The organism is Sphingopyxis sp. BE259 (assembly GCF_031457495.1).
Lineage (GTDB): Bacteria > Pseudomonadota > Alphaproteobacteria > Sphingomonadales > Sphingomonadaceae > Sphingopyxis.
Genome location: NZ_JAVDWM010000001.1, coordinates 144,993 through 166,652, shown reverse-complemented (window position 1 = coordinate 166,652; position 21,660 = coordinate 144,993). Strand labels below are relative to the sequence as shown.

The 21,660-nt window shown below is 64.8% G+C and carries 27 protein-coding genes; 4 read left to right on the top strand and 23 right to left on the bottom strand.

Annotated elements, in window-relative coordinates; genetic code table 11:
* The first annotated feature begins 35 nt into the window (after window positions 1-35).
* Complete coding sequence (locus J2X44_RS00850; RefSeq protein ID WP_310087384.1) at window positions 36-587, top strand: methylated-DNA--[protein]-cysteine S-methyltransferase; 552 nt, start codon at window positions 36-38, stop codon at window positions 585-587.
* On the opposite strand, the gene J2X44_RS00845 is transcribed toward J2X44_RS00850, so the two are convergent.
* Together J2X44_RS00845 and mutS are read right to left on the bottom strand one after the other, a co-directional pair.
* Window positions 584-3,343 carry a [protein-PII] uridylyltransferase gene (locus J2X44_RS00845; protein ID WP_310087382.1) on the bottom strand — a complete coding sequence of 920 codons (2,760 nt, stop codon included), beginning with the start codon at window positions 3,341-3,343 and terminating at the stop codon, window positions 584-586. The genes J2X44_RS00850 and J2X44_RS00845 overlap by 4 nt on opposite strands.
* Window positions 3,340-6,003 carry a DNA mismatch repair protein MutS gene (gene mutS / locus J2X44_RS00840; protein WP_310087381.1) on the bottom strand — a complete coding sequence of 888 codons (2,664 nt, stop codon included), beginning with the start codon at window positions 6,001-6,003 and terminating at the stop codon, window positions 3,340-3,342. The genes J2X44_RS00845 and mutS overlap by 4 nt, the downstream gene beginning before the upstream one ends.
* Before the next feature lie 590 nt (window positions 6,004-6,593).
* Here mutS and J2X44_RS00835 point away from each other — a divergent pair.
* Window positions 6,594-8,858 (top strand): NADP-dependent malic enzyme, encoded by a 2,265-nt coding sequence (locus J2X44_RS00835; protein WP_310087380.1) that lies wholly within the window; start codon window positions 6,594-6,596, stop codon window positions 8,856-8,858.
* A 114-nt stretch (window positions 8,859-8,972) separates the two neighbouring features.
* Here the strand turns inward: J2X44_RS00835 and J2X44_RS00830 are convergent, their stop codons facing one another.
* Window positions 8,973-9,458 (bottom strand): outer membrane protein assembly factor BamE, encoded by a 486-nt coding sequence (locus J2X44_RS00830; RefSeq protein ID WP_310087379.1) that lies wholly within the window; start codon window positions 9,456-9,458, stop codon window positions 8,973-8,975.
* 185 nt (window positions 9,459-9,643) lie between these two features.
* Here J2X44_RS00830 and J2X44_RS00825 point away from each other — a divergent pair, with 185 nt between their 5' ends.
* Window positions 9,644-10,174, top strand: coding sequence for a ubiquinol-cytochrome C chaperone family protein (locus J2X44_RS00825; protein ID WP_310087378.1), 531 nt, complete (start codon window positions 9,644-9,646; stop codon window positions 10,172-10,174).
* The gene (locus J2X44_RS00820; RefSeq protein ID WP_310087377.1) at window positions 10,171-10,701 is read left to right on the top strand and encodes a DUF177 domain-containing protein; all 531 of its coding nucleotides are present in this window, start codon (window positions 10,171-10,173) and stop codon (window positions 10,699-10,701) included. The genes J2X44_RS00825 and J2X44_RS00820 overlap by 4 nt, the downstream gene beginning before the upstream one ends.
* A 113-nt stretch (window positions 10,702-10,814) precedes the next feature.
* Here J2X44_RS00820 and J2X44_RS00815 read toward each other — a convergent pair whose 3' ends face one another.
* The 20 genes from J2X44_RS00815 to rplB all read right to left on the bottom strand — a co-directional run bounded on the left by J2X44_RS00815 (window position 10,815) and on the right by rplB (window position 21,640).
* Window positions 10,815-11,495: a hypothetical protein gene (locus J2X44_RS00815; protein WP_310087376.1), complete on the bottom strand. Its 681-nt coding sequence runs from the start codon at window positions 11,493-11,495 to the stop codon at window positions 10,815-10,817.
* Between the two features lie 149 nt (window positions 11,496-11,644).
* Window positions 11,645-12,304 carry an adenylate kinase gene (locus J2X44_RS00810; protein WP_310087375.1) on the bottom strand — a complete coding sequence of 220 codons (660 nt, stop codon included), beginning with the start codon at window positions 12,302-12,304 and terminating at the stop codon, window positions 11,645-11,647.
* A 48-nt stretch (window positions 12,305-12,352) separates the two neighbouring features.
* Window positions 12,353-13,726: a preprotein translocase subunit SecY gene (secY, locus tag J2X44_RS00805; protein WP_310087374.1), complete on the bottom strand. Its 1,374-nt coding sequence runs from the start codon at window positions 13,724-13,726 to the stop codon at window positions 12,353-12,355.
* 143 nt (window positions 13,727-13,869) lie between these two features.
* Window positions 13,870-14,400, bottom strand: coding sequence for a 50S ribosomal protein L15 (gene rplO / locus J2X44_RS00800; RefSeq protein WP_310087373.1), 531 nt, complete (start codon window positions 14,398-14,400; stop codon window positions 13,870-13,872).
* A gap of 185 nt (window positions 14,401-14,585) precedes the next feature.
* Window positions 14,586-14,771 carry a 50S ribosomal protein L30 gene (rpmD, locus tag J2X44_RS00795; protein WP_088439816.1) on the bottom strand — a complete coding sequence of 62 codons (186 nt, stop codon included), beginning with the start codon at window positions 14,769-14,771 and terminating at the stop codon, window positions 14,586-14,588.
* Window positions 14,772-14,775: 4 nt separating this feature from the next.
* Window positions 14,776-15,486 carry a 30S ribosomal protein S5 gene (rpsE, locus tag J2X44_RS00790; RefSeq protein ID WP_310087372.1) on the bottom strand — a complete coding sequence of 237 codons (711 nt, stop codon included), beginning with the start codon at window positions 15,484-15,486 and terminating at the stop codon, window positions 14,776-14,778.
* A gap of 2 nt (window positions 15,487-15,488) precedes the next feature.
* The gene (gene rplR, locus J2X44_RS00785; RefSeq protein WP_058539577.1) at window positions 15,489-15,842 is read right to left on the bottom strand and encodes a 50S ribosomal protein L18; all 354 of its coding nucleotides are present in this window, start codon (window positions 15,840-15,842) and stop codon (window positions 15,489-15,491) included.
* Between the two features lie 3 nt (window positions 15,843-15,845).
* Entirely contained in the window at window positions 15,846-16,379 is a 534-nt protein-coding gene (rplF, locus tag J2X44_RS00780; protein WP_310087371.1) for a 50S ribosomal protein L6, read from the bottom strand.
* The gene (gene rpsH, locus J2X44_RS00775; RefSeq protein ID WP_137751521.1) at window positions 16,379-16,783 is read right to left on the bottom strand and encodes a 30S ribosomal protein S8; all 405 of its coding nucleotides are present in this window, start codon (window positions 16,781-16,783) and stop codon (window positions 16,379-16,381) included. Before rpsH ends, rplF begins: the two co-directional genes overlap by 1 nt.
* 12 nt (window positions 16,784-16,795) lie before the next feature.
* Window positions 16,796-17,101, bottom strand: a complete 306-nt coding sequence (gene rpsN, locus J2X44_RS00770) for a 30S ribosomal protein S14 (protein ID WP_310087370.1) — start codon at window positions 17,099-17,101, stop codon at window positions 16,796-16,798.
* Window positions 17,102-17,150: 49 nt separating this feature from the next.
* Window positions 17,151-17,729, bottom strand: a complete 579-nt coding sequence (gene rplE, locus J2X44_RS00765) for a 50S ribosomal protein L5 (protein ID WP_310087369.1) — start codon at window positions 17,727-17,729, stop codon at window positions 17,151-17,153.
* Window positions 17,722-18,042, bottom strand: coding sequence for a 50S ribosomal protein L24 (rplX, locus tag J2X44_RS00760; RefSeq protein ID WP_310087368.1), 321 nt, complete (start codon window positions 18,040-18,042; stop codon window positions 17,722-17,724). Before rplX ends, rplE begins: the two co-directional genes overlap by 8 nt.
* Before the next feature lie 2 nt (window positions 18,043-18,044).
* Complete coding sequence (rplN, locus tag J2X44_RS00755; protein ID WP_088439828.1) at window positions 18,045-18,413, bottom strand: 50S ribosomal protein L14; 369 nt, start codon at window positions 18,411-18,413, stop codon at window positions 18,045-18,047.
* Window positions 18,414-18,472: 59 nt separating this feature from the next.
* Window positions 18,473-18,757 carry a 30S ribosomal protein S17 gene (gene rpsQ, locus J2X44_RS00750; RefSeq protein WP_310087367.1) on the bottom strand — a complete coding sequence of 95 codons (285 nt, stop codon included), beginning with the start codon at window positions 18,755-18,757 and terminating at the stop codon, window positions 18,473-18,475.
* 11 nt (window positions 18,758-18,768) lie between these two features.
* A complete protein-coding gene (gene rpmC / locus J2X44_RS00745; protein WP_310087366.1) occupies window positions 18,769-18,972 on the bottom strand; it encodes a 50S ribosomal protein L29 in 204 nt (67 codons plus the stop codon).
* 5 nt (window positions 18,973-18,977) lie between these two features.
* Window positions 18,978-19,409: a 50S ribosomal protein L16 gene (rplP, locus tag J2X44_RS00740; RefSeq protein ID WP_310087365.1), complete on the bottom strand. Its 432-nt coding sequence runs from the start codon at window positions 19,407-19,409 to the stop codon at window positions 18,978-18,980.
* A gap of 11 nt (window positions 19,410-19,420) precedes the next feature.
* The gene (gene rpsC / locus J2X44_RS00735) at window positions 19,421-20,128 is read right to left on the bottom strand and encodes a 30S ribosomal protein S3 (protein ID WP_310087364.1); all 708 of its coding nucleotides are present in this window, start codon (window positions 20,126-20,128) and stop codon (window positions 19,421-19,423) included.
* Window position 20,129: 1 nt separating this feature from the next.
* Window positions 20,130-20,510: a 50S ribosomal protein L22 gene (gene rplV, locus J2X44_RS00730; RefSeq protein WP_088439838.1), complete on the bottom strand. Its 381-nt coding sequence runs from the start codon at window positions 20,508-20,510 to the stop codon at window positions 20,130-20,132.
* Window positions 20,510-20,785, bottom strand: a complete 276-nt coding sequence (gene rpsS / locus J2X44_RS00725; RefSeq protein ID WP_037515648.1) for a 30S ribosomal protein S19 — start codon at window positions 20,783-20,785, stop codon at window positions 20,510-20,512. The genes rplV and rpsS overlap by 1 nt, the downstream gene beginning before the upstream one ends.
* Before the next feature lie 3 nt (window positions 20,786-20,788).
* Entirely contained in the window at window positions 20,789-21,640 is an 852-nt protein-coding gene (gene rplB / locus J2X44_RS00720; protein WP_310087363.1) for a 50S ribosomal protein L2, read from the bottom strand.
* Window positions 21,641-21,660 lie beyond the last annotated feature (20 nt).

The window sequence follows — 21,660 nt, the reverse complement described above, 5'->3', positions numbered from 1 at the left end:
CGTCCTGTGTTCCCGCCGAACGCGACGAATAGGGCTTGGCCGAAGATCGTCACTATCAGCTTTTCCAAACCGCGAGCGGCGTCGCCGCAATCGGCTGGAAAGGCGCCCGCGTTGCGAGCCTGCGTCTACCCGCGCCGTCTGCGATCGACGTGGAACGCGCCTTTTTGCGGCATCTGCCCGGTGCGATCCGCGCCGAACCGGCAGCCGGGATAGCGGCGGTTATCGATGCGGCTGTTCGATATTTTGCCGGTGAGCGTGTCGATTTTTTCAAGGTGCAGATCGATCTGGGTGAACCGTCGCCTTTCTTCGCCCGGGTGTACGAGCAGGTCCGCAAGCTCGGCTGGGGCGGAACGACCACTTATGGCGCCGTCGCGCGGTCGCTCGACGCGGGACCCGAACATACGCGCGCGGTCGGGCAGGCGATGGCGACAAATCCCGTCCCGCTGATCATCCCCTGCCACCGCGTCATGGCGGGGGGCGGCGGGATTGGTGGCTTTTCCGCGCCGGGCGGGGCGCGGTCGAAGGCGCTTATGCTTGAACTCGAAGGCGTGCCGCTCGCCCCCGTTCAAAGCTGCTTCGACTTCTAAGCCGCCACCGCGTCTTCGCTCTGGCTCGTCGCCGCCTCTAGCAGGCGCTTCTCGAGCGACTTCACACGCGCGGGGCTGTCGATCTTGTCGCCGATCAGGTCGGTGACGTAGAAGGTATCGACCGCGCGTTCGCCATAGGTTGCGACGTGCGCGCTGTGCACCGTCACCTTCGACTGGAAGAGCGCATAGGCGAGCTGGTTGAGCAGCGCCGGGCGGTCCTGCGCGTTGACCTCGATCACGGTGAAGCGGTTCGAGGCCTTGTTGTCGACGAAGACGTTGGGGGCGATGCGGAACGCTTCGGCGCGGGTGCGCGGCAGCGCGCGCGCTTCGAGTTTGGGGAGCAATTTGTGGCGATTGGCGAGCGCGTCCTCGATCGCTCGGGTCAACCGCCCGATCTGCCCCGCTTCCGCAAACGGGCGGCCGAGCGGATCCTGGACGAGGAAATTGTCGAGCGCGAGCCCGTCGCGGGTGGTGTGGATGCGCGCGTCGATGATGTTGCCGCCAGCGAGGTGGATGCCGCCAGCGATCCGGTAGAACAGCCCTGGATGGTCGGCGGCGAGCACCATCACCAGGGTCGCGCCGCGATCGTCATCGGGGACCGCGGCAATGTGCAGCGGTGCGCTGCCCGCTTGCCGGATATGGACGAGGTTCGCCGCGATCACCTCGACCGGTTCGGCGATCCAGTAGCTTTCGGGCAGGCGCCGCGCGACCTTGTCGAACGTCTTGCGGTCGAAGCCGAATTGCGCCGCGACCGCGTCCTTCTTGCTTGCGATCCGCTGTTCGCGGCCGCGCTGTTTGTGGCCGAGCCGCAGCACTTCCTCCGCCGCGTCGTAGAGTTCGGTGAGCAATTGCCGTTTCCAGCTGTTCCACACCCCCGGCCCGACGGCGCGGATGTCGACCACTGTCAGCACGAGCAGCAGGCGCAGCCGCTCGGGGCTTTGCACCTGTCCGGCGAAATCGAGGATCGTCTTGAAATCGGCAAGGTCGCGTTTGAACGCCGTCGCCGACATCAGCAAATGATAGCGCACCAGCCACGACACCGTCTCGGTTTCTGCCGCGGTCAGCCCCAGCCGCGGGCAGACGCGCAGCGCCAGTTCGGCGCCGAGCACACTATGGTCGCCGCCGCGCCCCTTGGCGATGTCGTGGAGCAGCACCGCGCAGTAAATGACGCGGCGCGAGTGGATCTGGCCCATAATCGACGTCGACAGCGGATGGTCGCCCTCCAGCCGATTCTGTTCGATGTCGGCCAGCAGCCCGATGGCGCGGATCGTATGTTCATCGACGGTGTAGTGATGATACATGTCGAACTGCATCTGTGCGACGACGCGGCCGAAATCGGGCACAAAGCGGCCGAACACCCCCGCCTCGTTCATCCAGCGCAGCACCGTTTCGGGATCGCGCGGGCTGGTCAGCACGTCGAGGAATAGCGCGTTGGCGCGCGGATTGCGGCGCACCCCCTGCGTCTCGATCAGCTTCGCCTCGTGGCGCGCCTGGCGCATCGCCTGCGGATGGATTTCGAGGCCGTGCTTGTCGGCGAGCGCAAAGATTTCAATCAGGCGCACAGGATCGGCCGCGAAAAAATCGTCCGACGGCAGCGCGAGGCGGCCGCGATCGAGGACGAAGCCATTGAGCTTGCCCGGGCGCCGCCGGATCGTCGGCAAAAACCGCCGCCCGCGCGCTGCCATCTGGTCGTCGAGATGCGCGAGGAAGGTGCCGGTGACGTCGCCGACGCTTTTGGCGTGGAGGAAATAGAGCTGCATGAAGCGTTCGACCGCACTCTTTCCGGGCCGGTCGGCGAACTGCATCCGCGCCGCGATCTCGCGCTGGAAATCGAACGTCAGTCGGTCCTCGGCACGCCCGGCCAGCGTGTGGAGGTGGCAGCGCACGGCGAGCAGGAAATTTTCGGCGCGTTCGAACTGGCGCAGCTCGCGGGCCGACAACAAGCCCGCGTCGACCAGCTCGGGAACGGTGCGGACGCGGTGAATGAACTTGCCGATCCAGAACAGGGTGTGGAGGTCGCGTAGCCCGCCCTTCCCTTCCTTCACATTGGGTTCGACGACATAGCGCGAATCGCCCATACGCTTGTGCCGCTCGTCGCGCTCGGCGAGCTTTTCGGCGACAAACGCCCGCGCATTGCCCGCGACCACTTCGGCATCGAACCGCGCCGACGCCTGATCATAAAGCGCGCGGTCGCCCCAGATGAAGCGGCCTTCGAGCAAGGCGGTGCGGATCGTCAGATCGTCCTTCGCGGCGCGGACCATCTCGTCGAGCGAGCGCGACGAATGGCCGACTTTCAGCCCGAGATCCCACAGCGTGTAAAGCTGCGCCTCGATCACCTGTTCGGTCCAACTCGTCTGCTTGAACGGGGTGAGGAAACCGATATCGATGTCGCTGTGCGGCGCCATTTCGCCGCGGCCATAGCCGCCGACCGCGATCAGAGTCAGCCGCTCGCCCGCCGACCGGTTCGCCGAAGGATAGAGATGATCGACGGTAAAATCATGGCTGAGCCGGATGATCTGGTCGATGAGCAACGCGGTCGCGTTCGCGGCAACGCGCCCCGCCGACGGGCGGGCACATAGGCGGCGGTCGATCTCGGCCCGCCCTTCGTCGAGCGCAGTCTTGAGCAGCGCGACCATCGAACGGCGGCACGCGGCACTATCGGGGCAAGCCGCCGCGATCTCGTCGAGCCGCTCCGCCAGCGCGCGGCGATCGATGATCGCGCGGCGCTGGTCGAGATTGTCGAACAGATCGCTCATGCTTCGTCCGCCAGTAGCCGTTTCAGTGCGTAAAGCGCGTCGAGCGCCTCGCGCGGGGCGAGGGCATCGGGGTCGATCTGACCCAGTGCCTCGCGGAGCGCGTCGGTCATCGCGACCGGCGCGGCGGCAAGGGTCGCGGCAAACAACGGCAGGTCGTCGAGCCCCGCAGCGAGGCCGCCGGTCGCCGCGCGCCCCGCTTCCAGCTTGGCCAGCACCGCCTCGGCGCGCTTGACGACGCCCGCGGGAACTCCGGCGAGCCGCGCGACCGCTAGGCCATAGCTGCGGTCGGCGGGCCCGTTGGCGAGTTCGTGGAGCAGGACCAGATCGCCCTGCCATTCGCGGGCGCGCACGTGGTGGAGCGACAGCGCATGGAGCGTTTCGGCGAGGCGGGTCAGCTCGTGATAATGGGTCGCGAAGAGGCAGCGGCACCGGTTGACCTCGTGCACCGCCTCGACCACCGACCAGGCGAGCGCCAGCCCGTCGTAGGTCGAGGTGCCGCGCCCAACCTCGTCGAGGATGACGAAACTTTGCGGGGTTGCCTGCGCCAGGATCGCTGCGGTCTCGACCATTTCGACCATGAAGGTCGAGCGTCCGCGCGCCAGATTGTCGCTGGCACCGACCCGGCTGAACAGTTTGTCGACGAGGCCGAGCCGTGCCGAAGCCGCGGGCACAAAGCCCCCCGCCTGCGCGAGCACGACGATCAGCGCGTTCTGACGCAGAAAGGTCGATTTGCCGCCCATGTTCGGGCCCGTGACCAGCCACAATCGGTCGGTTTCGGACAGCGACAGATCATTGGGGACGAACCGCTCGCCCGCCTTCGCCAGCGCCGCCTCGACCACCGGATGACGCCCGCCGACGACGTCGATGCAGGGCGTATCGGCCAGGTCGGGGCGGCACCAGTTATGGCTCATCGCATGGTCGGCGAGCGCGGCGGCGACGTCGATCCGCGCCAGCACATCGCAGCTCGCGGCGATGGCTTCCCGGCGCGCGGTCGCCGCTTCGGTGAGCGATTCAAGATGCGCCGCTTCGGCGGCAACGGCGTGGACCCCCGCCTGCGTCACCCGGCTCGCCGCCTCGTGCAGGTCGGCCGAATTGAAGCGCACCACACCAGCGAGAGTCTGACGGTGGGTAAAGCCCGATTCGGGGAGCATCAGCGCGTCGGCGTGTTTCGCGGGCACCTCGACATGATAGCCGAGCACGCCATTGTGGCGGATCTTGAGCGAGGCGATACCGGTGCGGTCGCGGTAGCCCGCTTCGAGCAGCGCGATCGCCTTGCGCCCATCGCGCGCGGTTTCGCGCAAGGCGTCGAGCGCGTGGTCGTACCCCTCGGCGATATAGCCACCTTGCGCCGCATCGACGGGCGGCGTGTCGATCAACGCGCGGCTGAGTTCGTCGACCAGCGCGCCATGGCCGTCAAGCGCGGGCAGCAGCCGCGCGAGCAAAGGCGGGAGATCGGGCCGGCGACCGATATGTTCGCGCAGCACTCGCGCCCCGCCCAGTGCGTCGCGCAGCTGCGCGAGGTCGCGCGGCCCGCCACGTCCGGCAACGAGACGCCCGATCGCGCGCCCGGCATCGGGCAGCGCGCGCAGCGCCGCGCGCAGCTCGCCGCGCCACAGCGCATCGCGCGCCAAGCCGTCGACGAGGTCGAGCCGGTCGAGGATCGCCGCCTTGTCGGTCAGCGGACTGGCGAGATCGTCGGCGAGCAGCCGCGCTCCCGCTGCGGTGACGGTGCGGTCGATCGTGCCGAGCAGGCTGCCGTCGCGCGCCCCTGTCATCGTGCGGACAAGTTCGAGGCTTTCGCGCGTCGCGGCGTCGATCGACATGCGATCTCCCGCCGACACGCGCAAAGGCGGCTGAAGGAACACCGCCGACCCTGTGCCGACATGGTCAAGATACGCCACGAGCGCACCCATCGCCGCAATCTCGCCGCGCGAAAAGACACCGAACCCGTCGAGCGTCTGGACGCCGAAGAAAGTTTCGAGACGTTTCTGCGCCGCCGTGCTCGAAAAATCGCCCGCGGAACGCCGCACGAGCTGGCGCGCGGTCCATGCGGGCGCATCCCTCGCCGCTTCGCTGACCAGCAACTCCGACGGCGCAAGCCGCGCCAGTTCGGCGTCGACCTGATCGCGGCGCACCGCCACCACCTCGAACCGTCCGGTCGAAATATCGGCGGCGGCGATGGCCACCTCGCCATCACTGCCGACCTCGGCGAGCGCGGCGAGGCGGTTGGCGCTGCGCCCTTCGAGCAGGCTTTCCTCGGTCAGCGTCCCGGCGGTGACGAAGCGGACGATCGCACGCGCCACCAGCGCCTTTGACCCGCCGCGCGCTTTGGCCTCGGCGGGGGTTTCGACCTGTTCGGCGATCGCGACACGATGCCCGGCGCGGATCAGCCGCGCGAGATAGGATTCGGCGGCGTGGACGGGCACCCCACACATCGCCACCGGTTGTCCATCATGTTCGCCGCGCGACGTCAGCGCGATGTCGAGCGTCGCCGCGGCGGCCTTGGCATCGTCAAAGAACAGCTCGAAGAAGTCGCCCATCCGATAGAACAGCAGGCAGTCGCCCGCTTGTGATTTCAGCGCCCAATATTGCGCCATCATCGGCGTCGCGGCAGGGGCGGCACTGTTGTTGTTCGCGGGTTTGGCGGCGGCGGCGGGCATCGGACCCTGCTTAGTGATTGGGGGCGGCATGGCAAGGTCGCGTGAGGGGATGCCGTCTTCGGTTGTCCCGCGCCGGGGCCGCAATCGGGCCGGCGCATGGACCGGCCATCACGCCAAAGTTCAGGAAAGTTCAGCCCAGTGCGGCGCCGCATTTGTCGCGCTCGGCGGGCAGGTAGCGGATGGTTCTTGACCGCATCCGCAATCCAGGCGGCGACCGCTTTTGCCTGTAAATTGAAAGAGCTGAGATGAAGGCTGGCACAGCGGAACAATGTAGGACAGCGTTTTTTTGAGCGGCGGATGACGGCTTGGGGGTGGATAGCGGCTCTATGCCCTCTTCGTCATTCCCGCGAAAGCGGGAACCCAAGGTGGGATCCGCCGCCGCACGCTCTGGGTCCCCGCTTTCGCGGGGATGACGAAGTTATTGACGTCCGCAATCGCTCGAAACCCGACTGCCTCCGGTGCCACTAGTGGCCGGGGACCTTCTCATTGGAACCACCGCTTCACAACATTGGCGGGGTTACAATCGCCGCCCGCGACGTTAGGGAAAGGGTTCGGGCGCGCGTCTGATGAGTTTGGATAGGGGATAGAGGATGGACAGCGGCAGCAAGGTGCAGTTTTCGGACCGCGAGGCTCTGCTTTATCACGAATATGGCCGGCCCGGCAAAATCGAGATTGTCGCGTCGAAGCCGATGGCAACCCAGCGCGACCTGAGCCTTGCCTATTCGCCGGGCGTCGCCGTCCCGGTGCTGGCGATCGCCGAAGATCCGGCGAAAGCCTATGATTATACGATCAAGGGCAATCTGGTCGCCGTCATCTCCAACGGCACCGCGATTCTGGGGCTCGGCAACCTCGGCGCGCTGGCCTCGAAACCGGTGATGGAAGGCAAGGCGGTGCTGTTCAAGCGCTTTGCCGACGTCGATTCGATCGACCTCGAGGTCGCCACCGAAGACCCGCAGCGCTTCATCGAAGCGGTCGAACTGCTCGAACCGAGCTTTGGCGGCATCAACCTGGAAGACATTGCGGCGCCCAACTGCTTCATCATCGAAGCGGCGCTGAAGGAAAAGATGAACATCCCGGTGTTCCATGACGACCAGCATGGCACCGCGATCATCACCGCCGCGGGCCTGATCAACGCCTGTTACCTGACCGGCCGCGATCTGGCGACGGTCAAGGTTGTCGTCAACGGCGCCGGTGCCGCCGCGATCGCCTGCACGTCGCTGATCAAATCGATGGGGGTGCGGCACGAAAATGTCATCATGTGCGACCGCAAGGGCACCATCTACCAAGGCCGCACCGAGGGCATGGACCAGTGGAAGTCGGCGCATGCGGTGCCGACCGAAGCGCGCGACCTGACGCAGGCGCTGGTCGGTGCCGACGTGTTCCTGGGACTGTCGGCGGCGGGCGCACTGAAGCCCGAGATGGTCAAGGACATGGCCCCGGCGCCGATCATCTTTGCGATGGCAAACCCCGATCCCGAAATCTCGCCGCCCGACGCGCGCGCCGCGCGGCCCGATGCGATCATTGCGACGGGGCGCTCCGACTATCCCAACCAGGTCAACAACGTCCTGTGCTTCCCCTTCATCTTCCGCGGCGCGCTCGACGTGCGCGCGACCGCGATCAACGAGGAAATGAAGATCGCGGCGGCTTATGCGATCGCCGACCTGGCGCGCCAGCAGGTGCCCGAGGAAGTCGCCGCGGCCTATGGCGGACGGGCGTCGAGCTTTGGCCCCGAATATATCATCCCCTCGCCCTTCGACCCGCGGCTGATGGAAATCGTCCCCGCCGCGGTGGCCAAGGCGGCGATGGAAACCGGCGTCGCGCAGCGGCCGATCGCCGATCTGAACGAATATCGCACGTCCCTGCGCGCGCGGCTCAACCCGACGACGTCGGTGCTGACGCTGGCGTATGAAGCGGCGCGCGCCAATCCCAAGCGGGTCGTATTTGCCGAGGGCGAGGAAGAGGTGGTGCTGCGCGCAGCGATCCAGTTCCGCGACGGCGGCTATGGCACCCCGGTGCTGGTCGGTCGCGAAGGGCTGCGCGACAAGCTGAAGGAGATGGGGGTCGCCGACCCCGAGAATTACGAGGTCCACAACAGCGTCAATTCGCCGCATGTGCCGCAGATGGTCGAAATCCTGTACGAACGGCTGCAACGCCGCGGCTATCTGCGCCGCGATGTCGAAAGGATGGTCAACCGCGACCGTAACATCTTCGGCTCGCTGATGCTCAAGCTGGGCCTCGGCGATGCGATGATCACCGGGGTCACCCGCACCTATTCGCAGACGATGCGCGAAGTGCGCCGGGTGATCGACCATGCCGAGGGCAAGACGCCGTTCGGCATCCATGTTCTGGTCGGCCAGCATCAGACGATCTTCATGTCCGACACGACGGTCAACGAGCGCCCGACCGCCGAAATGCTGGCGGACATCGCCGAGCGCACCGCGCAGGTCGCGCGGCGGATGGGGCATGAGCCGCGCGTCGCGTTTCTGTCCTATTCGACTTTCGGCAATCCGCCGGGCAGCTGGCTCGACAATATCCGCGATGCCGTGTCGATTCTGGATCAGCGCAAACCGGCGTTCGAATATGAAGGCGAAATGGCGCCCGACGTCGCCTTGAACGAAAAGGTGATGGCGAAATATCCGTTCTGCCGCCTGTCGGGGCCGGCGAATGTGCTGGTCATGCCCGGCCTGCAATCGGCGAACCTGTCGGCGAAGCTGATGCGCGAGCTGGGCGGCGGCGCCGTTATCGGCCCGATGCTGGTCGGCATGGAACACCCAGTGCAGGTCGCAACGATGGCATCACCGGCGTCCGATCTGGTGACGCTGGCGGTGCTGGCGGCGGGCGGAATCGCGCAGTAGCGGTCTCGTCGCCCCCGCGAAGGCGGGGGCCGCTATCAGCGTAGCGCAACATTTCCAGCGGCCGCGTGCGGAGGCGCGTGACTCCGCTCGCCCTTCGCGGGGGCGAGGATGGCCTTACTGTCCGGCGGGAGCACCAGCGCCCGGGGCGCCAACGGCGCCGATGTTGCCGAAGATGTCTTCAAAGAAGCTGCGCTCGCGGCCCAGCGTCGGGGTCTTGTCGCCTTCGGGGCTGATCTTGCTCACCAGTTCCAGCCCGGTGCGATCGACCGCGACGACGTTGCCCGCCGGATCGAAGCGGACACGCAGCACTTGCTGCCCCACCGGACGCGGCTTGGCAAAGGCGAGCTGGCGCGTTTCGCGCGACACATAATAATATTCATTGTTGCTGAACTGGCCGACAAAGGTCGGGCGGCCGAGCGTCTTTTCTACCGATTCGCGATTATCGACGCCTGCCGTAATCGCCGAGGTCAGCAGCGGATCGACGACATAGCCTTGGCGACCTTTAAGCTGCGTGCAGCCGCTGGTCGCCACCGCGACCACCAAGCCGAGGGCAATCAGGCGCGCGCGCGGGGCAGGAAGCGAAAAGTTGATATTCGGCATCAATAATCTCCATGGCGCCCGTCCGCCGCTTCTTCCGGCGGGCGGCGCTGGCTCTGGCGCCTCTTAACCGCAAGCGGTCGCAGCGCACAAGGTGCTTGTGGCGCGCCAAGCCTTGCTGGAAGCTGACCAACATCCGCCGCCACCGCCCCCTTTTCCGCAGCGCCGATTGCGCCTAAGCGGTGGGCATGTTCTCGCTCCGTAACCTCTTCCGCTCGCAGCCCGACCCGCGCGAAGCCCGCCGCCCGCTGTGGAACGCCGTCATCGCGACCGCGCGCGCGCCGCACTGGTATGCCCAGGGCACCGTCCCCGACACGCTCGACGGCCGCTTTGATATGGTCAGTCTGGTGCTCGCGCTCGTCCTCCACCGCATCGACGACGACCCCGCACACGCCCGCGCCGGAGTCGAGCTGACCGAATTGTTCGTGACCGACATGGACGGCCAGATGCGCCAGATCGGCTTTGGCGACATGGTGGTCGGCAAACAGATCGGACGGATGGTCGGGGCGCTCGGCGGGCGGCTTGGCGTCTATCGCGCCGCCGACGGATCGGACGACCTGCGCGCCGCGCTGGTTCGCAACCTGTGGCGCGGCAACCAGCCCGACGCCGCCGGGCTGGCGCATGTCATGGCCGAGGTCGGCAAGCTGCGCGCGGCGCTGATGGCGACACCGGTCGCCGCGCTGATCGTCGCCGATCGGCTGGACGGAGCGCCGGTTTGAGCGCGGCACCCGAATTTTCGCTGATCCTGACCATGTCGGATGCGGCGCAAGGCCGCGACATTGCGGTCGAGGCCGATGCTGACGCGCGCGCGCGAATCGCCAGACGGCTCGGCCTGATCGCCGTCGATCGCTTTGCCTTGACCGCCGAGGTCCGCGCCGTTGCGGGCGGTATTGGGGCGAAGGGCGATGTGCAGGCCGATCTGGTCCAGTCATGCGCCGCAACCGGCCTGCCCGTCCCGGCGACGCTGAGCGAGCCGTTCGACCTCCGCTTTCTGCGCGACATCGACGCGCCGGTCGATGCCGACGAAGAGATCGAGATCAGCAGCGAGGATTGCGACCTGCTGCCGCTCGACGGCGACCGCGTCGATCTGGGCGAGGCAGCGGTGCAGACGCTGTCGCTGGCGCTCGACCCCTTTCCGCGCCATCCCGACGCCGACCGCGTCCTGGCCGAAAAGGGCGTGCTGAGCGAAGAAGCCGCCGGGCCTTTCGCGGCGTTGGCGAAGTTGCGCGGGAAGCCTGACGCTTAGACCTTCCTATTCGGTCATCCCGGCGTAGGCCGGAATCTCACCGGTGCTGAATGACGTGAGGTCGGGATCCCTGCCTTCGCCGGGATGACGATCTGGCTGTAATCGGCCTGACCTTAACGCACTTCGGGCTCAGCCTTCGGCGTGTCCTCAACCAGGTCGGCAACCGCGGCGTCGAGGCCCGGCTCATCCGCGGCAGGCGGGGTTTCGGTGGCGGGCTTGGTAGCCGCTTCGGCCGCAGCTGCAGCCTTCTCTTCACGCGACGGCGGCAAAGCACCGCCCAGCGCATTGGCGAGGCCGAGCAATTGTTCGCCGATCACCTTGTCGACTGCGGGCGCGATGTCGGCGACCTTGAAGCGCATATAGCCGCCGACGACATAGTCAAAGCGCAGCGCGCTGCCGGTCGGGGATTCCTTGATCTGGATCGTCAGCGTGCCGTTCAGCGCTTCGCCCTGCAACGGCCCGAACGCCCCCGACAGGCGCAGCATCTGCCCCGGTTTCGAAAACAGCACCCGCGCATGCTGGACGCTGCCCACCCCGGCGCCGGTGTCGGGCAATTTCTCGCAAAAGCAGCCGCCAGCCTGCGAATCGAGCCAGAAGTTCGCGCCGTCGCCCGACCAGCTATGCTCTTTCGACCACCAATTTTGCGGCATGCGGAGCATTTTCCACACATCGGCGGGGGTCGCGGCGACCTGCGCGGTGTGCGCGACGGTGAAGCCCGCCTCGCTCTGATCGACGACCTTGGCGGTCGCCGCAGGCGCCAAGGCCAGCATTGCGACGGCTGAAATTGCACTCACGAATATTGAGCTGAAATTCATGACCTGTCCCCCGCTCGCCGCAACCCGGCTTCGTCATTGCGAGCGAAGCGAAGCAATCCAGGGCGGCCTTGCACCGCTCTGGATTGCCACGGGGCTTCGCCCCTCGCAATGACGATTAAGTGCGGACGCTAGCCCTCAGGCGCGAGGACGGTTTCGATCGCGTCGTTGACTTCGTCGATCGGCGCCATTCCATTCACCCGCGTCACGATACCGCGCGCGTCATAGATCGGCAGGATCGGCGCGGTCTTGGCGCGATATTCGGCCATGCGGGTACGCACGGTTTCCTCATTGTCGTCGGGACGGCGTTTGAACTCATGTCCGCCGCACTGGTCGCAAGTGTCTGCGACCTTGGGCAGCTTGTAACGGTCGTGATAGCCCGCGCCGCAATTGCCGCACGAAAAGCGTCCGGTAATCCGATCGACCAACGCGTCTTCCTCGACCAACAGTTCGATCACATGGTCGAGCTTGCGGCCGCGGTCGCTGAGGATCGTGTCGAGCGCGTCGGCCTGCGCCGCGGTGCGCGGATAGCCGTCGAAGATCACCGATGTCTCGGCGCCGAGCTGGTCGAGCCGTTCGCCGATCAGCCCCGAAACGATGTCGTCCGACACCAGCTCGCCCGCGTCCATCACTGCTTTCGCCTGCACCCCGATCGGGGTGCCCGCCTTGACCGCGGCGCGCAGCATGTCGCCGGTCGACAGCTGGACCATGCCATGCTCGTCTTCCAGGCGCACCGCCTGCGTTCCCTTGCCCGCCCCCGGCGGACCCAGCAAAATGATGTTCAGCGTCATGGAAGCCCCTGTTGCCTCTGCCCTGTGACAGTTGCCGTAGCTTGGCGTTTAGCGCCGCGCAACGCCGCCCTTCAATTTCGCCTTTTTGATCAGGTCGCCATATTGATGCGCGAGCATATGGCTCTGGATCTGGCTGATCGTGTCGATCGTCACGTTGACGATGATCAGCAGGCTGGTGCCGCCGAGCGCAAAAGGTAGTCCCGACTGGGCAATGAAATATTCGGGGATCAGACAGATCGCCGCCAGATAGGCCGCGCCCAGGACGGTGATGCGCGTCAGCACATGGTCGAGATAGGCGGCAGTGTTCTTGCCCGGGCGGATGCCGGGGATGAACCCGTTCTGGCGCTTCAGATTGTCGGCGGTTTCTTCGGGGTTGAAGACAACAGCAACGTAGAAGAAGCAGAAGAAGATGATGCCGAACGCATAAAGCGCCATGTACAGCGGCTGGCCATGCGCCAGATATTGGTTGAGCGAGATCAGGAAATCGCCAGTCGCAGTGTCGCCCTGAACATTATTGCCCATCATCTGGGTGATGGTCAGCGGCATCAGCAAAAGCGACGAGGCAAAGATCGGCGGGATCACGCCCGCGGTGTTGACCTTGAGCGGCAAATGGCTGCGGTCGGCCTGCATCCCGCCGCGCTGGGTCGCGCGCTTGGGATACTGGACAAGCACGCGGCGCTGGGCGCGTTCCATGAAGGCGATGAAGGCGATGACCAAAATCGCGCCAGCGAAGACCGCGATCACGGTGCCGCCGCCCATCGATCCTTCGCGGACCTGGGTGAACATCTGGGCAAAGCTGCGCGGCAACTGGGCCAGAATGCCCGCCATGATGATCAGCGACACGCCGTTGCCGATCCCGCGCGCGGTGATCTGTTCGCCGAGCCACATCAGGAACAGGGTGCCGCCGACGATGCTGATGACGGCGCCGATGCGGAACATCATGCCCGGATCGACGACCGCGGCGATACCCTGGCTGGCGCCGAGCGTTTCAAGGCCGACGGCGATGAAATAGCCCTGGATCGCGGTCAGGAACACGGTGCCATAGCGGGTATATTGGTTGAGTTTCTTGCGCCCGCTTTCGCCCTCTTTCTTGAGTGCGGCGAGGCTGGGCGACAAGGCGGCGGCCAGCTGCACGACGATCGAGGCGGTGATATAGGGCATGACGCCGAGCGCGATGATGCTCATGCGCTCCAGGCTGCCGCCCGAGAAGGTGTTGAAAATGTCGAGAACGCCGCCCGAAGCAGCCTGGCTGTACAGCGTCGACAGCGCCACGGGATCGACCCCAGGCAGCGGCACGAACGACAGGAAACGAAAGACGATCAGCGCGCCGATCGTGAACCAGATGCGGTTCTTGAGTTCGGTCGCCTTGCCGAATTTCGAGAAGTTCAGGTTGGAAGCAAGCTGGTCGGCGCGAGAGGCCATGGGTAATTTTCCTCGGGTTCCGGACCGCGCCCCCCGCGACCCGGCGCCTATGTGCGTTCGGAGGTCACGAAGCGCAAGGGGGAAAGGCCCGATTCAAATGCGTCGGGGGCGGATCGACCCAATGTCGTCCACCCCCGAATCTTTCAGTTCTGCTTGGCCGCTGCGGCGGCGCGGCGCTTGGCCTTTTTGCCGTCGGGCGCCACGTCCTTGACCTCAGGCAATTCGATCTTGCCGCCGGCCTTTTCGACCGCTTCGATCGCGCCCTTCGACGCACCGGCCACCGCAAAGTTCAGCTTCGCGCTATAATCACCCTTGGCGAGGAGACGGACGCCGTCCTTGCCGCCGCGGGCCACACCAGCGGCCTTGAGCGCGGCATGATCGATCACCGCCTTGGCATCGAGCTTCTTGGCGTCGACCAGCTTCTGGATCATGCCCAGATTGACGATCGCGAAGTCCTTGCCGAAGATGTTGTTGAAGCCGCGCTTCGGGATCCGCATGTGAAGCGGCATCTGACCGCCTTCGAAGCCGTTGATCGCAACGCCGCTGCGGGCCTTCTGGCCTTTCTGACCGCGGCCGGCGGTCTTGCCCTTGCCCGAGCCGATGCCGCGTCCGACGCGCATCCGGCCCTTGCGGGCGCCATTGTTGTCACGAAGTTCGTTCAGTTTGATGGTCATTGTGCACTCGCTTTCGCTTTTGTCGCGCTCCTCTCCCCTTGGGGGAGAGGATAGGGAGACTTGGTCTGAAAGACCTAGTCGGACTTGGTGAGGGTTTTGATGTCGCCGCCCTCTCCGCTGCGACTAGGCAGCAAGCTGCCAAGTCTCGCTGCCTCTCCCCCAAGGGGAGAGGCGTATAAAGGGGATTAGCCCTCGACGACTTCCACCATGTGCGGCAGCTTGCGGATCATGCCGCGCACTTCGGGGGTGTCGACCAGCTCGACTTCGCGGTGCATCTTGCCCAGGCCGAGGCCGGTCAGGATCGCGCGCTGGCTGCTGGGCCGACGGATCGGCGAGCCGATCTGGCGAATTTTGATCTTCTTGTCAGCCATGATCTTACTCCGTCACCGCTGCCGCTTCGGCCTCGGCTGCCCGGTCGGATGCACCGCCGCGCTTGATCAGATCCGACACCTTCTTGCCGCGACGCTGCGCGACCGACTTGGGGCTGGTCTGTTCGCCGAGCGCCTCAAAGGTCGCGCGGATCATGTTATAGGGGTTCGAGGTGCCGTTCGACTTGGTCACCACATCGGCAACGCCGAGCGATTCGAACACGGCGCGCATCGGGCCACCGGCGATGATGCCGGTCCCGGCAGGCGCCGAACGAACGGTGACCAGGCCGGCGCCGAAATGGCCGAGGCCATCATGGTGCAGGGTGCGGCCATCGCGCAGCGGCACGCGGATCATCGACTTTTTCGCAGCAGCGGTCGCCTTCGAAATGGCTTCCGGCACTTCGCGTGCCTTGCCATGACCGAAGCCCGCACGACCCTTGCCGTCGCCGACGACGACGAGTGCTGCGAAACCGAAGCGCTTGCCGCCCTTCACGGTTTTCGACACGCGGTTGATGTGCACGAGCTTTTCGATCAGCTCTTCGCCGCCATCTTCGTCGCGCGGGCGACGATCGTCGCGGCGACCACGACCGCCATCACGGCCGCCACGGTTACCGTCACGACCGCCAGCGCCGCCGCCACGGCCGCGGCGCGGAGCCTGACCGTCGGTGGTGGGGGCTGCTTCGGGAGCGCCTTCGACGTTCTGTACTTCGTCTGCCATGATTAGAACTCCAATCCGCCTTCGCGAGCCGCGTCGGCCAGCGCCTTGATGCGCCCGTGGAACAGGAAACCGCCGCGGTCGAACACGACCTGCGTCACGCCCGCCTTTTTGGCGGCAGCGGCGAGGCGCTTGCCGACGTCGGCAGCCGCCGCAGTGGTCGCGCCGGTCTTGCCGCGAACATCCTTGTCCAGCGTCGAAGCCGCAGCCAGCGTCTGGCCGGCGGCATCATCGATAAGCTGGGCATAAATATGCCGACCCGAACGGTGCACCGACAGGCGCGCACGGCCACCGGCGCGCTGACGGAGGGCGGTACGGACGCGCTGACGGCGTTTTTGGAAAGGGGTAAGATGTGCCATGGCTTACTTCTTCTTGCCTTCTTTGCGGAAGATATACTCGCCGCGATATTTGATGCCCTTGCCCTTATAGGGCTCCGGCTTGCGCCAGCGACGGATTTCCGCCGCGACCTGGCCGACCTGCTGCTTGTCGATACCGCTGATCTCGATCGTCGTGTTGTCCGGCGTCTTGATCTCGATGCCTTCGGGAACCGCGAAATCGACATCATGGCTGTAGCCAAGCTGCAGCTTCAGATTCTTGCCCTGCGAGTTGGCGCGATAGCCGACACCGGTGATTTCGAGCACCTTGGTGAAGCCTTCTGTCACACCCGTGATCAGGTTCTGGACCAGCGTGCGCTGCATGCCCCAAAAGGCGCGAGCTTCGCGGCTGCCGTTCGCCGGCTGCACCGAAATGCTGCCTTCGCCGACTTCATAGGTGATGTTGTCGGACAGCGGCATCGCCAGGGTGCCCTTCGGACCCTTGACCGACAGCTGGCCGCCATCGATCGCAGCGGTAACACCGCTGGGGATCGGGACTGCTTTTTTACCAATGCGTGACATCAGAACACCTCCGCCAGCACTTCGCCGCCGACATTATGCTCGCGAGCTTCGGCATCCGACAGGACGCCGCGCGGGGTCGACACGATGGTGATGCCCAGGCCGTTGCGCACGATCGGCAGATCTTTCGACCCCGAATAGATGCGGCGACCCGGCTTCGAAACGCGCGCCACATGGCGGATCGCCGGCTGCCCTTCAAAATATTTCAGCTCGATGCGGATGCCCTTGTGCTCGCCCTTGGCACCCAGCGCTTCTTCGCTGTAGCCGCGGATATAGCCTTCGCGCTGGAGCACGTCGAGAACGCGGACGCGCAGCGTCGAGGCCGGCGTCAGGACGCTGTCCTTCTTCGCCGTCTGGCCGTTGCGGATGCGGGTGAGCATATCACCCAAAGGATCGGTCATTGCCATCTTGTCAGTCCCTTACCAGCTCGACTTAACAACACCGGGGATCAGGCCCTTGTTGGCCAGATCGCGGAGCTGAATACGGCACAGCCGGAATTTGCGATAATAAGCGCGCGGGCGCCCCGTCATCTCGCACCGGTTACGGATGCGGGTCGGGTTACCATTGCGCGGGATTTCCGCCATCTTGAGGCGCGCGATCAGACGCTCGCCTTCGTCGAGGGACTTGTCCGCCGCAATCGCCTTCAGCTTCGCGTAACGGCCGGCATATTTCTTCACCAGCTGCTTGCGACGCTCATTTTTGTTCGTCGAACTCAGTTTCGCCATGACTTAAGTTCTCTTTCCTTCTTGAAAGAGCCACTCTGATCCCAAAGGATCAGGCGGCCGCTTTTTCTTCGGCTGCGATCGGGAAGGGGAAGCCGAACAGCTTGAGCAGTTCGCGGGCTTCGTCATCCGTGCGCGCCGTGGTGGTCACGATCACATCCATGCCGCGCACCTGATCGATGCGGTCATAATTGATCTCGGGGAAGATGATCTGCTCTTTCAGACCCATGGCATAGTTGCCGCGGCCATCGAAGCTGGTCGCCGACACGCCGCGAAAATCGCGGATGCGCGGCATTGCAATGGTGATCAGCCGGTCGAGGAATTCGTACATCCGTTCACGGCGCAGCGTCACCTTGCAACCGATCGGCATGCCTTCGCGCAGCTTGAACTGGGCGATCGACTTCTTGGCCTTGGTCACAACAGGCTTTTGCCCGGCGATCAATTCCATTTCCTCGGCGGCCTTTTCGACCTTCTTCTTGTCCTGCGTGGCTTCGCCGACGCCCATGTTGAGCGTGATCTTTTCGATCTTCGGCACTTCCATCGCGTTCTTGTAACCGAATTTCTCGGTCATCGCCTTGACGATCACATCGTCGTAGCGCTTGCGCATGCGCGGGGTGTAATTGTCAGCCACTGATGGTCTCCCCGGACTTCACGGCGACACGCACCTTCTTGCCGTCCTTGGTTTCGAAACGCACGCGCGTCGGCTTGCCGCTCTTCGGGTCGGCAATCGCGACCTTGCTTGCGTGCAGCGGAGCTTCCTTGCGTTCCAGACCGCCCTGCGGGTTGGTCTGGTTCGGCTTGCGGTGCCGCGTGATGATGTTGACGCCCGCGACCACAACCTTGCCGTCTTTCGGCAGGCTCTGCGTCACTTCGCCGGTCTTGCCCTTGTCCTTGCCGGACAGGATGACAACCGTGTCGCCCTTTTTGATCTTGGCCATACCCATGGTCAGAGAACCTCCGGTGCCAGGCTGATGATCTTCATATAGCCACGGCCGCGCAGTTCGCGGACCACCGGGCCAAAGATACGGGTACCGATGGGCTCTTCGTTCTTGTTGACGAGCACGGCGGCATTGGTGTCGAAACGGATCACCGAACCGTCGGCGCGGCGCACATCCTTGCGGGTGCGGACGATGACGGCGCGATGCACGTCACCCTTCTTCACCTTGCCGCGCGGCTGAGCTTCCTTGATCGACACGACGATGACGTCGCCGACGCCTGCAACGCGGCGCTTCGACCCGCCCAGCACCTTGATGCACTGGACGCGCTTGGCACCGCTGTTGTCAGCGACTTCCAATTGTGACTGCATCTGAATCATCGATGCATTTCCTTCTATTGTGGCCTACCGGGCAACCCCGGCGGTTCCGTGAACTGGTGTCAGCCTTCGGCCGCGGCGGGAGCAGCAGCCGTTGCCGGCTTGCTGTGGGTGTCGACCTTGTCGAGCACCTTCCACGTCTTGAGCTTCGAAATCGGCTTCGTTTCTTCGATGCGGACGGTTTCGCCAGCCTTGATGGCGTTGTCCTCATCGTGGGCGTGGTACTTTTTCGAACGGCGGATGATCTTGCCGTACAGAGGGTGCTTCACCTTCCGTTCGACCTTCACCACAACGGTCTTGTCGCCCTTGTCGGACACCACCGTACCGGTCAGAATGCGCTTCGGCATCGATCGTCTCCTTACTTCGCGGCCGAGCGCGAACGCTCGGTCTGCTGCGTCTTGATGCGGGCGATCGAACGCCGGACTTCCTTGACACGCGATGCTTTTTCAAGCTGGCCGGTGGCCGCCTGGAAACGGAGGTTGAACGCCTCGCGCTTCAGTTCGCCAAGCTGTTCCGACAACTGATCGTCGGTCTTGGCCTTGAAATCTTCGGTCTTGGACATGGCCCTTAACCCTCCAGATGCGTGGTGTCGCCGAGACGGGCAATCACCTTGGTCTTGATCGGCAGCTTCATCGCCGCACGTTCGAACGCCAGCGCGGCCACGGGGCCGGGAACGCCGTCGAGTTCAAACAGGATGCGGCCCGGCTTGACGCGCGCGGCCCAGAATTCCGGCGAACCCTTGCCCTTGCCCATGCGCACTTCGGCCGGCTTCGACGACACGGGGACGTCGGGGAAGATGCGGATCCACAAACGGCCCTGACGCTTGATCGCGCGGCTGATCGCGCGGCGAGCCGCTTCGATCTGGCGGGCGGTAATCCGCTCGGGTTCCATCGCCTTCAGCCCGTAAGAGCCGAAGTTCAGGCTGGTCCCACCCTTGGCATTGCCGTGGATGCGGCCTTTGAAGGCCTTGCGGAACTTGGTTTTTTTCGGTTGCAACATGTCAGTTGTCCTTAGCGGCGATCTTCACGAGCCGGACGGACGCCGGTCGTCTGTGCGTCGAGCATCAGACGGTCGGTCGCCATCGGATCGTGGCCGAGAATCTCGCCCTTGAAGATCCACACCTTGATCCCGCACACGCCATAGGCGGTGTGCGCGGTCGATTCGGCGTAGTCGACATTGGCGCGCAGCGTGTGCAGCGGCACCCGGCCCTCGCGATACCATTCGGTACGAGCGATTTCCGCGCCGCCGAGACGACCGGCGCAGTTGATGCGGATGCCTTCGGCGCCCAGACGCATCGCCGACTGGACGGCGCGCTTCATGGCCCGGCGGAACGCGACGCGGCGTTCGAGCTGGTCGGCAATGCCCTGACCGACGAGCTTCGCGTCGACTTCGGGCTTGCGGATTTCGACGATGTTCAGCGACACGTCGCTGTTCGTCAGTTCACCCAGCTTCTTGCGCAGCTTTTCGATGTCCGCGCCCTTCTTGCCGATGATGACGCCCGGACGGGCGGCATAGATCGACACGCGGCACAGCTTGGCCGGGCGTTCGATCACGACCTTCGAGATCGCTGCCTGCGGCAGGGTCTTGAACACAAACTGGCGGATCTTCAGATCCTCGACCAGCATGCGGCCATAGTCCTGACCTTCGGCGAACCAGCGGCTGTCCCAGGTGCGGTTGACCTGCAGGCGCAGGCCGATCGGATTGCTCTTCTGGCCCATCTTACGCCTCTTCTTCCTGTTCGCGCACAACGATGCGGATGCGGCTGAACGGCTTGACGATCCGGGTCGACTTGCCGCGGCCACGTGCGTGCCAACGCTTCATCGAGATCGACTTGCCGACGCTGGCTTCCTGGATGACCAGGGCATCAACATCGAGGTTGTGGTTGTTTTCCGCGTTGGCGACGGCGCTGGCGAGAACCTTGCGCACGTCAACCGCCATCGCCTTCTTCGAGAAGGTGAGGATGTTCATCGCGTCTTCGACCTTGCGGCCGCGGATCAGCGCCGCGACGAGGTTGAGCTTCTGCGCCGAACCGCGAATCTGCGTGCCGACCGAGAGCGCCTCGTTATCCGCAACGCGGCGGGGGGACTTTTCCTTGCCCATTAGCGTTTGCCCTTCTTGTCGGCAGCGTGACCGGGGAAGAAGCGCGTCGGCGCAAATTCACCCAGCTTCATGCCGACCATATCTTCGTTCACCGATACCGGCACGAACTTGCGGCCGTTGTAGACGTTGAAGGTCAGCCCCACGAACTGCGGCAGGATGGTGGACCGGCGCGACCAGGTCTTGATCGGGGCATTGCTGCCGCCGTCCTGGGCCGTTTCGGCTTTCTTGAGCAGATGGAGGTCCACGAAAGGACCCTTCCAGACCGAGCGAGCCATGGCTTACCTCTTCTTCTTGGCGTGACGCGACCGGATGATCATCTTGTCGGTCGATTTGTTGTGGCGCGTACGCGCACCCTTGGTCGGCTTGCCCCACGGGGTCACCGGATGACGGCCGCCCGAGGTGCGGCCTTCACCGCCGCCATGCGGGTGATCGACCGGGTTCTTGGCTACGCCGCGGGTCAGCGGACGCTTGCCGAGCCAGCGGCTGCGACCGGCCTTGCCGAGGTTGGTGTTCTGGTTGTCGGGGTTCGACACCGCACCCACCGTGCCCATGCAATCGCCGCGGATGTACCGCTGCTCGCCCGAACCGAGACGCACGATCACCAGACCGCGGTCACGACCGACGACCTGGGCATAGGTGCCAGCCGAACGGGCGATCTGGCCGCCCTTGCCCGGCTTCATCTCGATGTTGTGGACGATCGTGCCGACCGGCATTTGCGACAATTCCATCGCATTGCCCGGCTTCACGTCGGTTTTTTTGGCCGCGATGACCTTGTCCCCAACCGCCAGACGCTGCGGCGCCAGGATGTAGGCGACGCGGTCCTTGCCAGCGTCATCCTTGCCATAATTGACCAAGGCGATGAACGCGGTGCGGTTGGGGTCATATTCCAGCCGCTCGACGGTGCCTTCGACGTCCCACAGACGGCGCTTGAAATCGACGATGCGATAGCGCTGCTTGTGACCGCCAGCGATACCGCGCGAGGTCACATGACCCTTGTTGTTGCGGCCACCGGTCTTGTTCTTGCCTTCGGTCAGCGCCTTGACGGGCTTGCCCTTCCACAGCGACGATTTGTCGACGAGGATCAGGCCGCGCTGCGCGGGGCTGGTCGGATTATAGGATTTAAGTGCCATTTTCTTTGCCTCTTCCTACA